The sequence below is a fragment of the Methanobrevibacter sp. genome (genome assembly GCA_022775905.1).
GTDB lineage: Archaea > Methanobacteriota > Methanobacteria > Methanobacteriales > Methanobacteriaceae > Methanocatella.
The window spans coordinates 1-15,322 of sequence record JALFJX010000031.1; the positions used below are offsets into that span (position 1 = coordinate 1).

General features: G+C 33.6%; 23 protein-coding genes and 1 rRNA gene. 20 read left to right on the top strand and 4 right to left on the bottom strand.

Annotation, left to right across the window (positions count from 1 at the left end; all coding sequences use genetic code 11):
• Positions 1–191: 191 nt before the first annotated feature.
• From rrf to MR875_08885, 15 genes are all read left to right on the top strand, one after another.
• Positions 192–309: ribosomal RNA gene (rrf, locus tag MR875_08815) — 5S ribosomal RNA — on the top strand.
• Between the two features lie 176 nt (positions 310–485).
• Positions 486–1,439 carry a transcription initiation factor IIB gene (locus tag MR875_08820; protein ID MCI6994937.1) on the top strand — a complete coding sequence of 318 codons (954 nt, stop codon included), beginning with the start codon at positions 486–488 and terminating at the stop codon, positions 1,437–1,439.
• A gap of 610 nt (positions 1,440–2,049) precedes the next feature.
• Positions 2,050–2,415 (top strand): ribonuclease P, encoded by a 366-nt coding sequence (locus MR875_08825; GenBank protein MCI6994938.1) that lies wholly within the window; start codon positions 2,050–2,052, stop codon positions 2,413–2,415.
• Positions 2,384–2,641: a YhbY family RNA-binding protein gene (locus MR875_08830; protein MCI6994939.1), complete on the top strand. Its 258-nt coding sequence runs from the start codon at positions 2,384–2,386 to the stop codon at positions 2,639–2,641. Before MR875_08825 ends, MR875_08830 begins: the two co-directional genes overlap by 32 nt.
• 95 nt (positions 2,642–2,736) lie before the next feature.
• Positions 2,737–3,174 carry a 30S ribosomal protein S19e gene (locus MR875_08835; protein MCI6994940.1) on the top strand — a complete coding sequence of 146 codons (438 nt, stop codon included), beginning with the start codon at positions 2,737–2,739 and terminating at the stop codon, positions 3,172–3,174.
• Between the two features lie 21 nt (positions 3,175–3,195).
• A complete protein-coding gene (locus MR875_08840) occupies positions 3,196–3,552 on the top strand; it encodes a DNA-binding protein (protein ID MCI6994941.1) in 357 nt (118 codons plus the stop codon).
• Between the two features lie 5 nt (positions 3,553–3,557).
• A complete protein-coding gene (locus tag MR875_08845; protein MCI6994942.1) occupies positions 3,558–4,142 on the top strand; it encodes a hypothetical protein in 585 nt (194 codons plus the stop codon).
• A 26-nt stretch (positions 4,143–4,168) separates the two neighbouring features.
• Positions 4,169–4,324, top strand: a complete 156-nt coding sequence (locus MR875_08850; protein ID MCI6994943.1) for a 50S ribosomal protein L39e — start codon at positions 4,169–4,171, stop codon at positions 4,322–4,324.
• 12 nt (positions 4,325–4,336) lie between these two features.
• Positions 4,337–4,582, top strand: coding sequence for a 50S ribosomal protein L31e (locus MR875_08855; protein MCI6994944.1), 246 nt, complete (start codon positions 4,337–4,339; stop codon positions 4,580–4,582).
• Between the two features lie 42 nt (positions 4,583–4,624).
• Entirely contained in the window at positions 4,625–5,299 is a 675-nt protein-coding gene (locus MR875_08860) for a translation initiation factor IF-6 (GenBank protein ID MCI6994945.1), read from the top strand.
• Between the two features lie 24 nt (positions 5,300–5,323).
• Complete coding sequence (gene rpl18a, locus MR875_08865; GenBank protein MCI6994946.1) at positions 5,324–5,548, top strand: 50S ribosomal protein L18Ae; 225 nt, start codon at positions 5,324–5,326, stop codon at positions 5,546–5,548.
• A 19-nt stretch (positions 5,549–5,567) separates the two neighbouring features.
• The gene (gene pfdA / locus MR875_08870; protein MCI6994947.1) at positions 5,568–6,002 is read left to right on the top strand and encodes a prefoldin subunit alpha; all 435 of its coding nucleotides are present in this window, start codon (positions 5,568–5,570) and stop codon (positions 6,000–6,002) included.
• A 172-nt stretch (positions 6,003–6,174) separates the two neighbouring features.
• Positions 6,175–7,530, top strand: coding sequence for a signal recognition particle-docking protein FtsY (gene ftsY, locus MR875_08875; protein MCI6994948.1), 1,356 nt, complete (start codon positions 6,175–6,177; stop codon positions 7,528–7,530).
• On the top strand, positions 7,531–8,613 hold the full coding sequence (locus MR875_08880; GenBank protein ID MCI6994949.1) for a CapA family protein: 1,083 nt from the start codon (positions 7,531–7,533) through the stop codon (positions 8,611–8,613). It begins immediately after the preceding gene.
• Between the two features lie 499 nt (positions 8,614–9,112).
• A complete protein-coding gene (locus MR875_08885; GenBank protein ID MCI6994950.1) occupies positions 9,113–9,496 on the top strand; it encodes a hypothetical protein in 384 nt (127 codons plus the stop codon).
• Between the two features lie 18 nt (positions 9,497–9,514).
• Here the strand turns inward: MR875_08885 and MR875_08890 are convergent, their stop codons facing one another.
• On the bottom strand, positions 9,515–9,895 hold the full coding sequence (locus MR875_08890; GenBank protein ID MCI6994951.1) for a DUF4258 domain-containing protein: 381 nt from the start codon (positions 9,893–9,895) through the stop codon (positions 9,515–9,517).
• A gap of 54 nt (positions 9,896–9,949) precedes the next feature.
• Between MR875_08890 and MR875_08895 the strand changes: the two genes are divergently transcribed.
• A complete protein-coding gene (locus MR875_08895) occupies positions 9,950–11,404 on the top strand; it encodes a sodium-dependent transporter (protein MCI6994952.1) in 1,455 nt (484 codons plus the stop codon).
• Positions 11,405–11,546: 142 nt separating this feature from the next.
• Here the strand turns inward: MR875_08895 and MR875_08900 are convergent, their stop codons facing one another.
• Together MR875_08900 and MR875_08905 are read right to left on the bottom strand one after the other, a co-directional pair.
• Positions 11,547–11,771 carry a hypothetical protein gene (locus tag MR875_08900; GenBank protein MCI6994953.1) on the bottom strand — a complete coding sequence of 75 codons (225 nt, stop codon included), beginning with the start codon at positions 11,769–11,771 and terminating at the stop codon, positions 11,547–11,549.
• 4 nt (positions 11,772–11,775) lie between these two features.
• A complete protein-coding gene (locus MR875_08905; GenBank protein MCI6994954.1) occupies positions 11,776–12,459 on the bottom strand; it encodes a hypothetical protein in 684 nt (227 codons plus the stop codon).
• Between the two features lie 67 nt (positions 12,460–12,526).
• Between MR875_08905 and MR875_08910 the strand changes: the two genes are divergently transcribed.
• The 4 genes from MR875_08910 (at position 12,527) to MR875_08925 (ending at position 14,535) form a co-directional block, all read left to right on the top strand.
• Positions 12,527–12,946, top strand: coding sequence for a hypothetical protein (locus tag MR875_08910; GenBank protein MCI6994955.1), 420 nt, complete (start codon positions 12,527–12,529; stop codon positions 12,944–12,946).
• A 9-nt stretch (positions 12,947–12,955) separates the two neighbouring features.
• The gene (locus tag MR875_08915) at positions 12,956–13,384 is read left to right on the top strand and encodes a hypothetical protein (protein MCI6994956.1); all 429 of its coding nucleotides are present in this window, start codon (positions 12,956–12,958) and stop codon (positions 13,382–13,384) included.
• Between the two features lie 62 nt (positions 13,385–13,446).
• Positions 13,447–13,884: a hypothetical protein gene (locus tag MR875_08920; GenBank protein MCI6994957.1), complete on the top strand. Its 438-nt coding sequence runs from the start codon at positions 13,447–13,449 to the stop codon at positions 13,882–13,884.
• A gap of 180 nt (positions 13,885–14,064) precedes the next feature.
• Positions 14,065–14,535, top strand: coding sequence for a hypothetical protein (locus MR875_08925; GenBank protein ID MCI6994958.1), 471 nt, complete (start codon positions 14,065–14,067; stop codon positions 14,533–14,535).
• A gap of 105 nt (positions 14,536–14,640) precedes the next feature.
• Here MR875_08925 and MR875_08930 read toward each other — a convergent pair whose 3' ends face one another.
• Positions 14,641–15,282 (bottom strand): hypothetical protein, encoded by a 642-nt coding sequence (locus MR875_08930; protein ID MCI6994959.1) that lies wholly within the window; start codon positions 15,280–15,282, stop codon positions 14,641–14,643.
• Between the last annotated feature and the right edge of the window lie 40 nt (positions 15,283–15,322).

Sequence of the window (15,322 nt, forward strand, 5' to 3'; positions counted from 1 at the left end):
CGAGGTTTTTTTTCCGAGTTGTTGAGTCCGCTGCTTCCAATTGTTCGCTTGCATTATTTTAAAGTTAGTACAAATTATATATTTTCAGACTTAATGTGTGATTTGATATAGTTTGGTTAGGTGTTAACAGTAAGGGTGAAAATTGCGCTGATAATTATTTAATTATTTTCATATGTTTGTATTATATTAGGTATTGCGGTCATAGCATGGGGGTTATACCTGGTCTCGTTTCGATCCCAGTAGTGAAGTCCTTTTGTGTTTTGTTTGTGTACTATGGTTTTCTATGGGAATTTCATTTCGCTGCAAGCTCATTATATTTATACACTCACAACCGTACCTAGAATTTATATAACTATCATGTATTTAATTGTAATGACTAATTTGAAATTTTTGATGTTTTTTTAATTAGTTATAATCGTTGAGAACATTTATTGGAATTTATTCCACTATCCTTGAAGGAGGATGATAGTATACCAACCAGAACCATGAATTATACTAACCGTGTAGTTCAGCCTGATAACTTTTCTAATGATGAGGTTCAACCTTGTCCTGAATGTGGTTCTACCAAAAGAATCGTTGATAACCAAAGAGCAGAAGTTTCATGTGCTCGCTGTGGTATTGTTTTAGATGAAAACATTATGGACAGGGGTCCTGAATGGAGAGCATTTGACCATGAGCAACGTGACAGACGTGCTAGAACAGGTGCTCCATCAACATATACAATCTCAGATAAAGGATTAACCACTACAATTGACTATAAAAATGTTGATTATAACGGACGTAAAATCCCTGAAAGAAATAGAACCCAAATGTACAGATTGAGAAAATGGAACAAAAGGCTTAGAATTTCCAGATCAGGTGAGCGTAATTTGGCATTGGCTTTAAGTGAGCTTGATAATATGTCTTCAGGATTAGGCATTCCTCGTAATGCAAGGGAAGACGCAGCAATTATCTATAGGAATGCAGCTAAGAACAATCTTGTTCGCGGTAGATCAATTGAAAGCGTTGTTGCAGCATCAATTTATACTGCCTGCAGACGTTGCAATATTCCACGTACCTTGGATGAAGTTTCAGAAGTATCCAATGTTCCCAAAAAGCAGATTGGTAAAAATTATAGATTTTTATCAAGAAAATTGAACATTAAATTGGAACCTACTTCACCGGTTGACTATATTCCAAGATTCGCAAGCAAGTTAGGGTTATCTGGTGTGGTTCAGGCTAGGGCAATTGAAATTATTCATGAAGCTCGAGAAAATGGGTTAAACTCAGGCAAAGCACCGACAGGTCTTGCGGCAGCAGCATTATATATTGCATCTATTTTCAGCTGTGAGAGAAAAACCCAAAAGGACATAGCTGTTGTTGCTAATGTTACTGAAGTGACAATCCGGAACAGATATAAGGAGTTATCCGAAAAATTAAATTTTGAGGGTACATTCTAAAATTTTACTTTTTTTATTTTAATTTCGAAATGGATTATCTTTGCCATATTCTTGATTTCTTCTAAGAGTATTTGACATCATATGAAGTTTGATTTGATATGATTAAATCATTTTCCTAAAATTTTATACTTTTAATTTTAAATCAGTAACCTGATGTTCATCATGTATATTAAAGGTTATTTTTTTATAATTTTCTTTTTTTAAGAAATAGTTAAATATTATTTTTTATATAAATATTAATGTCGTATCATTTTTATGACCAATGCCTTCGGTCCTTTTATGAGGGAAGTTGATACTGTCTATGATTAGAAGAAACCCAGCATTGGATAGGCTGCCAGTTTCGAGGGTTGCTCGAGGAGCGAAGGGTAAACTAGCAATGATTCAAGAGAGTTAGTATACTGGCAAAATATCATTTAATAATTTTTTATTTTTTTTAAATTTTAGGATTTTATCTTTTATATACAAACATTTATTAATGTTGATAAACATAGGTTATCTTAATATTCATATTAACCTAAGGTTAAATTTTAACTATGGTTCTTGTTTTAATTTGCGCAAATCATTTTAATCCAATCATGAATATTATATCCTACAAAAAAGAGAGGATATTTTGAGTAGAGGAAAAAGACCAAAGTGGATGATTGAAATAGCGAAAGAAAGAATGGAAATTCTTTTTAATCGTGCGGAGATGGAGTTCATCAACCATCCTGAACGATCAAATCGTTATGTCGAACTGGCATTGAAATTATCTACAAAATACAATACCAAAGTTCCTGAAAAATGGGCTAGACGTTATTGTAAGAATTGTAAAAGTTTCCTCTCACCTGGTCGCAATTGCACCGTCCGGCTAGTTAACTCTGAAGTTAACATTTTTTGTGGTGAATGTGATCATGTAATGAAAATTCCATATCATAAGGAAAAAAAGAATAAAAGGAGAGCAAAATATGAGTCAATCAAAAAAAGAAATGATGAATAGAGCTCTTTCTGCTATGACAATTAACATTGGTAAAAATGGCCTTAATGAAAACGTTATCGAAGAAATTAAACGCCAGCTTGAAGCTAATGAACTTGTCAAACTTAAATTTGCAAAAAATATCGCTAGAGATAAAGATAAATTTATAGATGATATTGTATCTCAAACCAGAGCTAAGCTCATTGATGTTAGAGGACATGTCGCTGTAATTTATAAAAAAAAGCCTTAAACATTATAAATTTAGAGTTACAGGTCCTATTTTTTAGGTCTTAAATTTACAGTGGATTAAGCTACAATTATTTAATAAAATATTGGAGAATTAATATGACTACTGTATTTGATGTACCTGCAGATTTATTAATTAAAAAAGTCGCAGATGAATTTAAAAATAATGATAAGATCAATTCCCCTGCATGGTCCAATTTTGTTAAAACTGGTGTTCACAAAGAAAGAAAACCAGAAGATGCAGATTGGTGGTATGTAAGGACCGCTTCCATTATCAGAAGAGTATACATGGATGGTCCAGTGGGAGTTATGAGTTTAAGAACTTTCTACGGTGGTAAAAAAGACCGTGGCGTACGTCCTGAAGTATTTAGAAAAGGTAGTGGATCTATTGTTAGAACCGCATTACACCAATTAGAAGATGCTGGACTCGTTGAGAAAGTTGAAGGTGGAAGAGTTGTTACTCCAGCAGGAAGATCATTCTTAGATAAAATTTCTGCTGAAATCATTAAAGATATTCCTGGTCTTGAAAAATACTAATTATATTTTGGAGAGTTTGATATGAGCGATTTAGATGAAATTCGTCAAAAAAGGATGGCTGAATTACAAGCTCAACAAGCTGCTATGCAGAATCAAGCACAACAACAAGCTATGGCTCAAGCACAACAGCAAGAAGCTCAAGCACAATTTGAAGCACAGAAAAAACAGATCATTGCTCAAATTATGACTTCTGAAGCTCGTAATAGGTTGTCTAATCTTAAATTAACCAAACCTGAACTTGTTAATCAAATTGAACTTCAATTGATTCAATCAGCTCAAGCTGGAAGTTTAAGAGGAAAAGTGACTGATGAACAGCTTAAAGTTCTTTTAAGACAAATTGCTGGTCAAAAAAGAGAAATTAAAATTACAAGGAAATAATATCGATGAAAGCTGGTGTATTATATAGTGGAGGTAAGGATTCATCCTTTGTAGCAGTAATGCTTAAAAGGTTAGGTCTTGACGTAGAGCTATGTACCGCAAACTTTGGTGTTTACGATTCATACATTCCAGCAAGCAAATCTGCCGAAGCGTTAGGTTTCAAACATAATGTCTTGAAAATGGATTATGATATTCTCGACAAGACTTGTGAAATGATTATGGATGACGGATTTCCGAATGATGGAATAAAGTTTATTCATGCTCAGACAGTTGAAATGCTTGCAGATGAATTTGATATTATTGCAGATGGGACTAGAAGAGATGACAGGACTCCAAAATTAAACATTAATCAAATTAAAAGTCTTGAGGATAGGAAGAATGTTCAATACATTAACCTTGACAGTTTCGGACACAAGTCTGTTAAACTAATAACTTCAAGTTTGTTTGAAATTTCACATGAGAGATCAAACAAGGACAACAGTTCTGATTTTGAAGTTGAAATAAGGACTTTGATTGATGAGAAAGGAGGAAATTCATTGGATATATTCCCTGAACATTATCAAACTCGTGTTATCGGATATAAAAAATAATTATTATATGTATTACTGGTGAGAAAATGAGTAGAAATAAACCATTAGCTAAAAAATTAAGAATGGCAAAAGCAAACAAACAAAATAGGAGAATTCCAATCTGGGCTTATGCTAAAACTAACCGTAAACTTAGATACAGACCAAAACCTAGACATTGGAGAAGAAACAGTCTTAAATTATAATGAGGGGTTATTATGGAAAGAGTTTACACAATTCCACTTAGAAATGTTAAAGAAATTAAAAGAACTATCAGAGCTCCTAGAGCTATCAGAGAAGTTAAAAATTTCTTAACCAAACACATGAAAGCTGAAGAAGTCAAAATTGATGAATCTATCAATCATGCTATTTGGAAAAGAGGTATCCAAAAAATACCTTCTAAAATCACTGTAAAAGCAGTTAAAGATGATGATGGTGTTGTAACAGCTACTTTAGCAGAATAGCTTTGTTCACTACCATACTATTGAGTAACGTGAGGTAACAATATGTTAAAAAGAGTAGATATCGTAGGTAACCCAAACATTGGTGTATTTATCCTTGCAACCGATGACTTTGCTATTGTTCCTTATAATCTTTTAGATGAAAAAGCTGATATTATTAAGGAAGCATTAGACGTTGATATTATAAAATCATCTGTTTCTGGATGTAGCCTTATTGGATCTTTAGCTGTGGCTAATTCAAAAGGAATAGTTGTTTCACCACATATCTTAGATAGGGAAATTAAACAGTTTGAAGATTTAGGTATTAATGTCGCTACTGTGCCTGGTCAATACACTGCATTAGGTAATATCGTTGCAGCAAACGACAAAGGTGCTATTGTAAGTCCATTTTTATCCAAAGAAGCAATTGAGGTTATTGGAGAAACTTTAGATGTAAACGTTGAAGCTACTTCCATGGTTGGAAGTGACATCATTGGATCTATGATTCAAGTTACAAATAAAGGATTTTTAATAAGTTCTAAAGCTGTTCAATCTGAAGTTAGTTTTGCTCAAGAAGTATTTGGTGTAGAAGGAAACATTGGTACTGTTGGAAGAGGTATTTCTTTAGTTGGTGCTTGTTCCATTGCTAATTCAAATGGAGCAATTGTTGCTAAAGACAGTACTGGTCCAGAAATGGCTAGAGTTGAAGAAGCATTAGGCTTTTTAGATGATGATTTTTAATTAATATATCTTGAGGGATTTTATATGATAACAAAAATTTACAGAGTTAAAGGTACTTTTGTAATGGGCGATGAATATCATAAATTTACTAAAGAATTCAAAGCAACTTGCGAAGCTGAAATCGAAGAGAAAATCTACGAACGTTTCGGAAGTAAACACAGAATTAACAGGAACCAAATTTCTATTGCAGAAATCGAAGAAATTGCTCCTGAAGATGTTGTTGACCCAATTGTAAAAGAAATTTTATAGACACTTTGAGGGTGTTCATATGGAAGATCAGCAAAGGTTAAACAGTCTTCTTAACGAAATTAACGTATACAGACAACAAGCTGAGTTAATTCAACAACAAATCGAAATGATCAGAACTTCCATGGCTGAAGTAGATGCATTGTTTTCTACTTTAGATGACATTGAAGGTAAAGAATCTGTTGAAGCTTTTGTGCCTGTTGGTGCTGGTTCATTCGTTAAAGGAGAACTTAAAAGTACTGATGAAATTATTGTAAGTATTGGAGCAGGACTTGCTGTTAAAAAAGATGCTGATGGCGCTCGTGAAATCTTAAACGGGCAAAAAGAAGACTTAAATGATAGCTTAGATAAAATGTTAGCTAACTTACAACAATGTACTGACATTGTAGGAAGTCTTCAAGCTCAAGCTGAACAAATTGCAGCAGCAGCTCAAGGAAGAATGACCCAAATGGGATAATTCTTTCCAATTTCTTTTTTTTATTTTTTAGTTTTATACTAGTTTTACTATTTTCAAAATTTTTTTCAAAATTTGCTGTTTTGTGCGATTTTTACTGTTTTTTTAAATATTATAAGAGATATAAATACAAATAATATAAATTTTTTAACTAATTGAAAAGGTTGGATTAATTTTGTTTGAATCATTGAAAAAGAAATTTTCACGTACAAGTGAAAAGTTGGAAGAGGAACTTATTGAAGAAGCTGAAAAAGAAGACAATCTTCAAGAAGAATCCGGTAAAAAATTCTCTTTCTTTTCATTTGGCCGTAAAAAAGAAGAAAAAGTGGAAGAGGATGAATCTAATTTACTTCCGCAAGCAGAAGATATTGTAGAAGAAGAGTCTGTTGATGAAGCTGAAGAGGAAATTGTTGAAGAAACCTCTGAAGATGAATCTGTTGAAGAAGTAAAAGAGGAAAAACCTGGTTTACTTGCAAGACTTAGAGGTTCCTCTGCTCCTGAGGAAGAAGTTGAAGAAGAGATTCCTGAGGAAGATGAAGTTGAAGAAGAACCTCAAAAAGAAGAAAAATCCCACTTCTGGAGCAGAAACAAGGATGAAGATAAATCTGCAGATGGTGAAGCTACCGGTGGAATGTTCTCATTTGTTCGTGAAAAAACCATTCAGGAAAAACATGTAGAAGATATCTTGTTTGAACTTGAAATGGAACTCTTGCAAGGGGATGTTGCAATGGAAGTAGCTACTGAAGTTGTAGAAAGCGTAAAAAATGACCTTGTAGGTAAAAAAATCAAAAGAAGCAATGACATTACAGAATACACATTCATGGCTTTAAAAAATGCAGTATCAGACATCATCAGCATTCCTGGAAAATCCATGACTGAAATGATTGAAGCTAAAAAAGCTGAAGGAGAACCATTAGTTGTAATGTTTGTTGGAATCAACGGTACTGGTAAAACAACCACTATCGGAAAACTCGCTAATTATTACATGAAAAAAGGCTACACTCCTGTAATTGCTGCTTCAGATACATTCAGAGCAGGAGCAATCGAACAGGTAACATATCATGCTGACAATGTTGGTGTTAAAATCATTAAGCACAAAAAAGGTTCAGATCCAGCTGCTGTTGCATACGATGCTGTCGAGCATGCAAAAGCACAAGGAAAAGAATTGGTATTAATTGATACTGCAGGAAGAATGCAGACTAACACTAACCTTATGGATGAAATGAAAAAAATTAAAAGAGTCTCCAAACCTGACCTCGTAATATTTGTAGGTGACGCTTTAACTGGTAACGATGCAACCGAACAGGCTAAGAAATTCAATGAGGCTATTGATATTGACGGTGTAATCTTAACTAAAGCTGATGCAGATAGTAAAGGTGGAGCTTCACTCTCAATTGGTTATGTAATCAAAAAACCAATCATGTTCTTAGGTATGGGCCAAGGATATGATGACATCAAGGAATATGATTCTGAATGGATGTTAAACCAATTATTCAGTGATGATGAAGCTGAATTGGAGATGACTGAATAAATGAGAGTCAATAAGATTGTTTTAATATTAACCGTAGTTTTAGCTATTCTTATATTGATAGCTACAACTGCAACAATTTTATTTGATGGAAACAGTCCACTCATAAAATCGGAGCCAAAGGATAACGTTTCAATAGCTGTAACTGGTGATGTTATGTTTGCACGTAATATGCCAGGTGTTTTAAGCTTTGATTCATCCCCATTTGAAGGGGTGAGCAATGTAACATCAAACGTTGACTTATTGTTAATCAACTTTGAAAATGCAGTTACTTCCTCAGGTAATGCAGTCAAGGGAGATGTTCCACTTAAATGTGATCCAAGTTATGTTCCTCTTGCAAAGGGAAACAACAATACAATAGCCGCCCTTGCAAACAACCATGCATTTGATTATGGTATTGACGGAATGGAAGATACACTTGAAAACCTTAAAAATGCAGGAATAACTCCAATAGGTGCAGGTGAAAATGAAGATGCAGCGCACAACGGCGTAACTCAGGAAATCAACGGAAGGAATATAACTGTATTGAACTATATGGATTCAAATAACTTCGCAGAATATTCTTATGAAGTGATGCCATATGCAAACGGTTCAAATCCTGGTTATTCTGCATTCGATTTAGCCGATGCACAAAAACAAATCAAAGAGAATAATGATTCAGACTTAATCGTAGTGTATATGCACTTTGGAAACGAGTATTCAAACTCTCCAAATGGCGATCAAGTCAAAATTGCACATGAACTGATTGATTCAGGTGCAGATGTGGTTTTAGGATCTCACCCGCATGTAACCCAGGGAATTGAGATGTACAACGGAAAACCAATATTCTACAGTTTAGGAAACTTCATATTCGACCAGTCAAACGAAGCGACACACTCCGCTTACTTTGTCCAAATAGATCTTGTAAACGACACTGGCGAATGCACAGTATATCCGATATATATTTCCGGATACCTGCCACACTATATGGATTCAGACAGTGGCAACTCACTGCTTAACGGATTGAATCCAAATACAGATGAACTTGAAGTTTCAAACGGTATTGGTAAACTAAAATTTAATTTAACGGAAGGTGATGCGAATTAATTACAAATATATAAGTATTCTTCTGTATTCTGACTGTATTTTTAGCGGTCTCATGCGTAAGTGCAGCAGACAACGACACCCGGCACTTAAATGCTGATGAAGATGACGTGCCTCAGGTTAATGATACTGTTGTAGCAGAAGAAGAACCCGTGAAAAATGCTTCCTTTGGTAAAGTAAGTAATACTAACTATCTAAAGGATTAAATTTCACTGTTAGTGTAAAACATGAAAACAATACTCCAATTTCAAACAAAACTGTCTATTTTACTGTTGATGGTGGTGAAATAATAAATTCAACAACTGATGAAAAAGGAAATGCAAACCTGTTGTTGAACTTTGATAAAGGAACTCATACAGTTAAATGAAACAGGATTCAACCCGATCAGTTCTTCATCTAAAATACTTCTCATGACAACAGGGTTTCAAAGATACAGGCATCAACATACAAGGCATATAAAGGATTTACCAATGTCTATAAGGTAACTCTGACAGTTGATGGAATGCCTCTTTCCGGACGCTACGTAACATTTAAAGTTGCAGGAAAGACATTTAAGAAGTTGACCAATTCAAAAGGGGTTGCAAGCCTAAGTGAGGACATTCCAACAATAAGCAAATACCTTGATGTAATCATTCCTATGATTTACAAGGGAAATTACAATGCTGGATCTTCATGGATTCAAAAAGTGACTGCTGCATTTGTCAAACAGTCAAGTCATGCTAAAATATGGTCAGGTATTCAAACATACAAGTCCGACAGTGACGTTACTAAGTTGTCTGCCACAGCCTTGATGAAAGATGCTGATGCGGCTGCCGCTGGTGGTGTGTATGGTGTTATTCTATTCAGGTGGGGTATAACCAACTTAATCAATTTTAATAATGTCTAGTGATAATTCAGTTATCACTTACCATTTTTTTCTTTTTGCTTCGGCAAGTTTTCTCTTTTTTTCAATATTTTTGTAGCCGCTGGACTGGTACTGTCTTTTTTGGCGTTCGGTTACGGTTTCGTCGTTTCTCATGATGGTGATGAGGTCAATTGAGTTTCCTTTGATGACCATTACGATTCTGATTTCTCTATAATCCTTGTTTGCAGGTGCATTGAAAACTACGGCATAGGTGTCTTTATCTATATGTTCACATTTGATTGGCTCTTCATACATAAGACAGTCAACAACATAGTTTCTGGATATTCCGTTATCAGATAGTCTTTCATTGAAATGTCTGTTTTCAAAACACCAGTCTATTGAGGTTGTGTCTCCAATCAAAAATTTGTCATAAGCATTCATTAATATTGATTTGGTGTAAAGTTTATTATATATATTTTTACAAATCTATTATGTATGTCTGAACAACCTCAATGGGATTCATCTATATCATTTATATTTGCAATGATTGGGGCGGCAGTAGGTCTTGGAAATATCTGGCGTTTCAGTTATGTGCTTTATTCCAATGGTGGAGGATCATTTTTCATTCCTTACCTTATTGCTATTGCGATTATGGGAATTCCATTTTTAATTTTAGAATATGGTGTGGGATTCTCATTCAAGGAATCCTTCTCGAAGATTATGCGAAATATTAATCCGAAGTTTGAGATAATTGCTTGGATTTTGGTGCTGTTTGTATTCATTGTTACAATTTACTATCTGGTAATTCTGAGCTGGGACTTGGTATATCTCTTCAGCAGTTTTACATTTAACTGGGGAACTGATACTGCATCCTACTTTGCAAATACTGTTGGAGGAAGCTCTGATTTGACAAATGCAAGCTTTTTATTGATTCCAACAACTATTGGTGTTTTATTGCTTTGGATTGCAGTTTGGTTTATATCTCACAGAAATGTTGATGAAGGTATTGGTAAGGCATCCAAAGTTCTTATTCCTGCTTTATTTGTCATCATGGGAATTATCATTGTTTATGCAATAACACTTCCTGGATCAATGATTGGTGTGGACACTCTTATTCATCCTAACTGGAGTGGACTTTTGAATGTAAACATTTGGCTTGCTGCATTTGCACAAATTATCTTTTCATTAAGTATGGGGGAAGCTATTGCAATTACCTATGCAAGTTACTTGCCTAAAAACTCTAAATTGATTGATAATGTGCTTATTGTAGTATTTGCAAACTCTGCTTTTGAAGTATGTACTGCATTTGGTGTATTTTCAATATTGGGTTATATGTCTTATGTAAATGGAATGCCTATATCTGAGCTTATTACTGAAGGTACTGGTTTGGTATTTGTTGTTTTCCCGATGATTTTCAACATCATGGGTCCAATTGGTCGTATATTGGCTCCAATGCTGTTCCTTGCAATCTTGTTTGCAGGTATAACATCTGCATTAGGTTACTTCGAACCGATGTTAAGTTCAACTACTGTAAAATTAGGATGGACTCGTAAAAAAACCGCTACTGTATTGTCAGTTATTGGATGTGTGTTTTCAATTCTGTTGACAACCGGAATCAGCAGTTATATTGTTGGAATTATAGATTCATTCGTAAATGAATTTGGTGTTTTGCTCTTGATTGGTGTGCAATGTATAATATTTGCATGGTTCTATGGTTTGGAACACTTTTTACCTGCTTTAAACGAGTATTCTTCATTTAAAGTTGGTAAAACATGGATGTTTGTAATCAAATACTTGCTTCCTTGTGTTTTGATTGTCATGTGGGTTATTGGTATTGTGCAGTTGTTTGCAACAGCAGATCTTTTTGTGATAGTTGTTGACTTAATCATCATAGGTTCTGTATTGGCTTCTGCTGTTTTCCTGACAAAACTTAAACCAAGTGAGGAATGATTTTTCTCACTTGAATTCTTAATTTTTCTTTTAATTATTTTAATAGTTTAATAGATTTCTTCTTAAATTATTAAAGCTATTTTTTATTTAATGGATTTAGCATAGTAAATCCAGTTATTATTTTTGCTTAATCTACATTAACTTATTTAATTCCATAAACTTTGTATGCATCATATGCAGCATAAATGTGATAAAGTGTTGAAATTGCACTTCCGGCATCATTATTTAACATATAATAGATTGCAATGTGGAGCACAATCATTCCAATTAGGAATTTCATTCCTCTTTTTTCTTTACCATTCAATATCTGACCTAAACCAGGTAATATAAATGAAGCTACTGCATTCAAACGTCTATCTCTTACCATAATATCACATTCCAAGTAACATCACTAAAAATATCGCACCATCAGTCAACAAGTGGCTCAGGTATGGGACAAACAAGTTTTTGGTCTTGATGTATCCGTAGAATTCAAACAGTGATCCGAGTCCCTGAAGCATCAAAACAGAAATGATTGATGTTTCAAAGTCATAATGAAGAAGCCCGAAGAAGATGAGGACAAGGAATGTTGATATTATAATTGCCAATTTACGGTTTTGTGTATTCTTATAGACCAATCTCATCAGGAACACGAATGGGATGAATTTTACCAGTTCTTCAGCCATCATTGAAAATACGAGAGAGATTATTGCCTCACCGTTCACTTCAAGGCCTGAGCTGACATTTAGCATTCCATCAATAATGTCTCCAACAACCATTGCATAAATCATATATCCGATAAACAAAATCACTGCAAGCTTTATTTCGCTTTTAGTTGGCCATCGTAATATCAATGACACATCCCAGTCTGAATAATACATCAATGGTATTAAAAGAATTGCACAGAATATGAAACTTGCAAAAAATTCAGACATGTCTTCAAGAAGTATATACACTATAAATGAGATGATTACACTTGACAACAAAACAATCCATGCACGCTTTGAAAGTTGAGGATTATGATTGTAGTATGGAATATCTCTTTCTTTATTTTCAAATTTAAAATATTCTCCCATTAAAATCACATTAGTTAATAGTTAATGTTATTTTGTATTAAAGTTATATTTTAATTTGAGGTCAATTATGAATTTTAAACATTTGATTTTAGTGAGTTTAATAATATTCATTTTAGTTGCACAGGTTTGTGCTTCTGAAGACATGAATTATACTAAAAAAACATTCAAGGGAGTTGATTTCATGATTCCATTCGGCTTTGAGGAATCACAGGCTCCTGAAAATTTCGATGATTTAGGTTCAAATGGACAAACATGCTTCTACATTAACCAATGGGGTGGAGAAATCATAATCACAGTCGCATCAGACTGGCTTGGAATGTCACTTGATGAGCTGTATCATGACGGCGCCACAAAAACAAAAATCAACGGTCATGAAGGATGGAACTACACAGAAGGCAACTTGACATGCTTCGGATATGTGGAAGACAACAGTGCAATTATTATTGCAGTAACCAATCAGACAAGACTCAATGAAGTTATAGTTTAAGGTGGTAACATGAACAAAAAGATTTTGGGACTTATGATCGTTTTAGCTATTGTTGCAATAGGACCTGCCGCTGCACTTGATGAAACAGTAGTGATTGGAGATATAGACTTCAATGTTCCTGACGGATTCATGGAAATAGCAAACAACGCAACAATAAATGAAAAAGAAGTAAACAACTCAATCAGTTATGTTGTAAACGGAAAGATCTTTGAAAAAGGAGATGATGTGGTAGCTATCAACGTTTCAGACTATGGTGAATTTGATATTGCAAATGATTTCGTAAAGCAAAATCCCGGAAAAACCGATGATATAAATGGAATCGACGGATACCTTAAAAAAGACGGAAATATCACCACATTTTCATATGTTCTTGATAATGAGTTGGTTACCGTATCAGTTTCAAACGATAATCTGTTGAGTGATTTTATAAGGGTATGATTAAATTTATTTATACTCGAATGACAAACTATTAATTAATTCTTTTTAATGGAGGATTGATTTTGAATAAAAAACTATTAGGAATTTTATTAGTTTTAATAGCAGTCGTTGCTATAGGTACTGTTGTGGCAGCTAGTGAAACTGTCGAAATCGAAGGCTTTGAATTCACAGTCCCAGATGGATTTACAGAAGACCCTACACATGAAACAGTAAATGTTGTAAAAGAACAAAATGGAGTAACCTTCACTTCAAACGGTAAATTATACCAAAATGATGATGGAGATGTAGTAAATGTCCTCGTTGCTGAATACGATGGAGTAGAAGTAACTGATGATGTTGCAGCAGGTCTCGGAGGAGATGCTAAAACTATTGCTGGTATTGACGGTTATGTAATTCCAAACGGAACATTAACCTCATTTGAATTCCCAAATGACGGTAACTTAGTAGTACTCTCAACCAACAACGAAGACATACTCGAAGACTTCTTAACAGTAGAATAATCAATTTATTCTATTTTTTTCTTTTTTTAAAACATCTGCAATGGGAGTGATAATATGGACAGTAAAAATCAAGCGATAATTTTGAGTTTTATATTATGTGTTTCAGCTTTAATTGTAGGTGTAATGCTTACAATATAAATTTATACTTAATCTGTTAAAACTATAAAACAAGTGAGTATTATGAGTTTCAACAGAAAAACAATAATAATATTTTTAATTTTGATAGGGGCTCTTGTAGTTGTCGGAGGAGTCTGCGCCAGTGACGGCATTGATGTTGCTGGTTTTTCAAAAAAACTGAGCAAACAGAAAACCGTAACTGTCAAAATATATAATTTTAAACCGGGCGTCCTGTGGGGACCAAAAGCAGTAAAGTTCAAAAACGGAGATGCAATTGCAGGGTACGTTGAATATAAAGGAAACATGCAATTTTCCAAAGGAACAGGAGTGACCTGCTGGTACATAGGATCAGGTCTTGACGGAGACATTGACCCACACCACACCAAACTTTACAAGGCAAAATTCTTCTTTAAAAACAAAAAAGGGAACGTAAAAACAAAAACTGTTAAAGGAAACGGTGGAGGCCACATTTCAACAGGGTTGATAAAAGGTTATGCTCCGTACAAAGCTCAAGTTACTTACAGGAGTTATTGAATTTTTTTAATTTGATAGCTATTTTCTTTTTTTATTAGTGTAGTATGAGTGTAGTATATTGTATCTAAAAGTGAATATTGGAAAAGTAATATTTTCACAGTTAAATTACCAATGAATATTAAAATCATTTGAGTTTTTAGATTTTGTATTTCTTAGATTTTTATTAAATTCAATTTTCTTTTTTTCTTTTTCTTTAATTTTTTGCATGTATTCTTCTATTTCTTTTTGTTCATTTATTTTGGATTCATGAATTTTAATAAGTTTTTCTTGCAAATATTCGCTATTTTCAATGCATTTGATACAAAGGTTATATATTTGTTCATTGAATTTTTTTTCAAATTTTAAAATTGTTTTTCCAAAATTCTTGAAGGTATATCTTTCAGAAAGTAGTTCTGTTAGTTCATTATTATTAAGTAATTGATTAAGGTAGGTGTTTTCAGTATTGTTGAATGCAGTTATTGAAAAGGATTTTCTTTCTAAAATGGAATTTAATGTGGGGTATGGGGGGTGGTTTAGTTCAAAAGATAATAATCTGAATTCGTTTTTTTCTTTATAATTGATTAACTCCTGTTCATATTTATAGATTGCATGTTCTATGGGATTCTTTTCGTTAATGTAGTTCTTTTTAGTATATACACTAATATAAGTTTGTTCTATCCCAAGTCGATTCATATGAATAAGATACACAGTATCTTTAATTCTTAATCTAAAGAATGTTTTTTCAAGATTTTTTTTATTTGCATTCAATATTTCATCAATGGGAAAATCTGTTATGGTTATATTCATG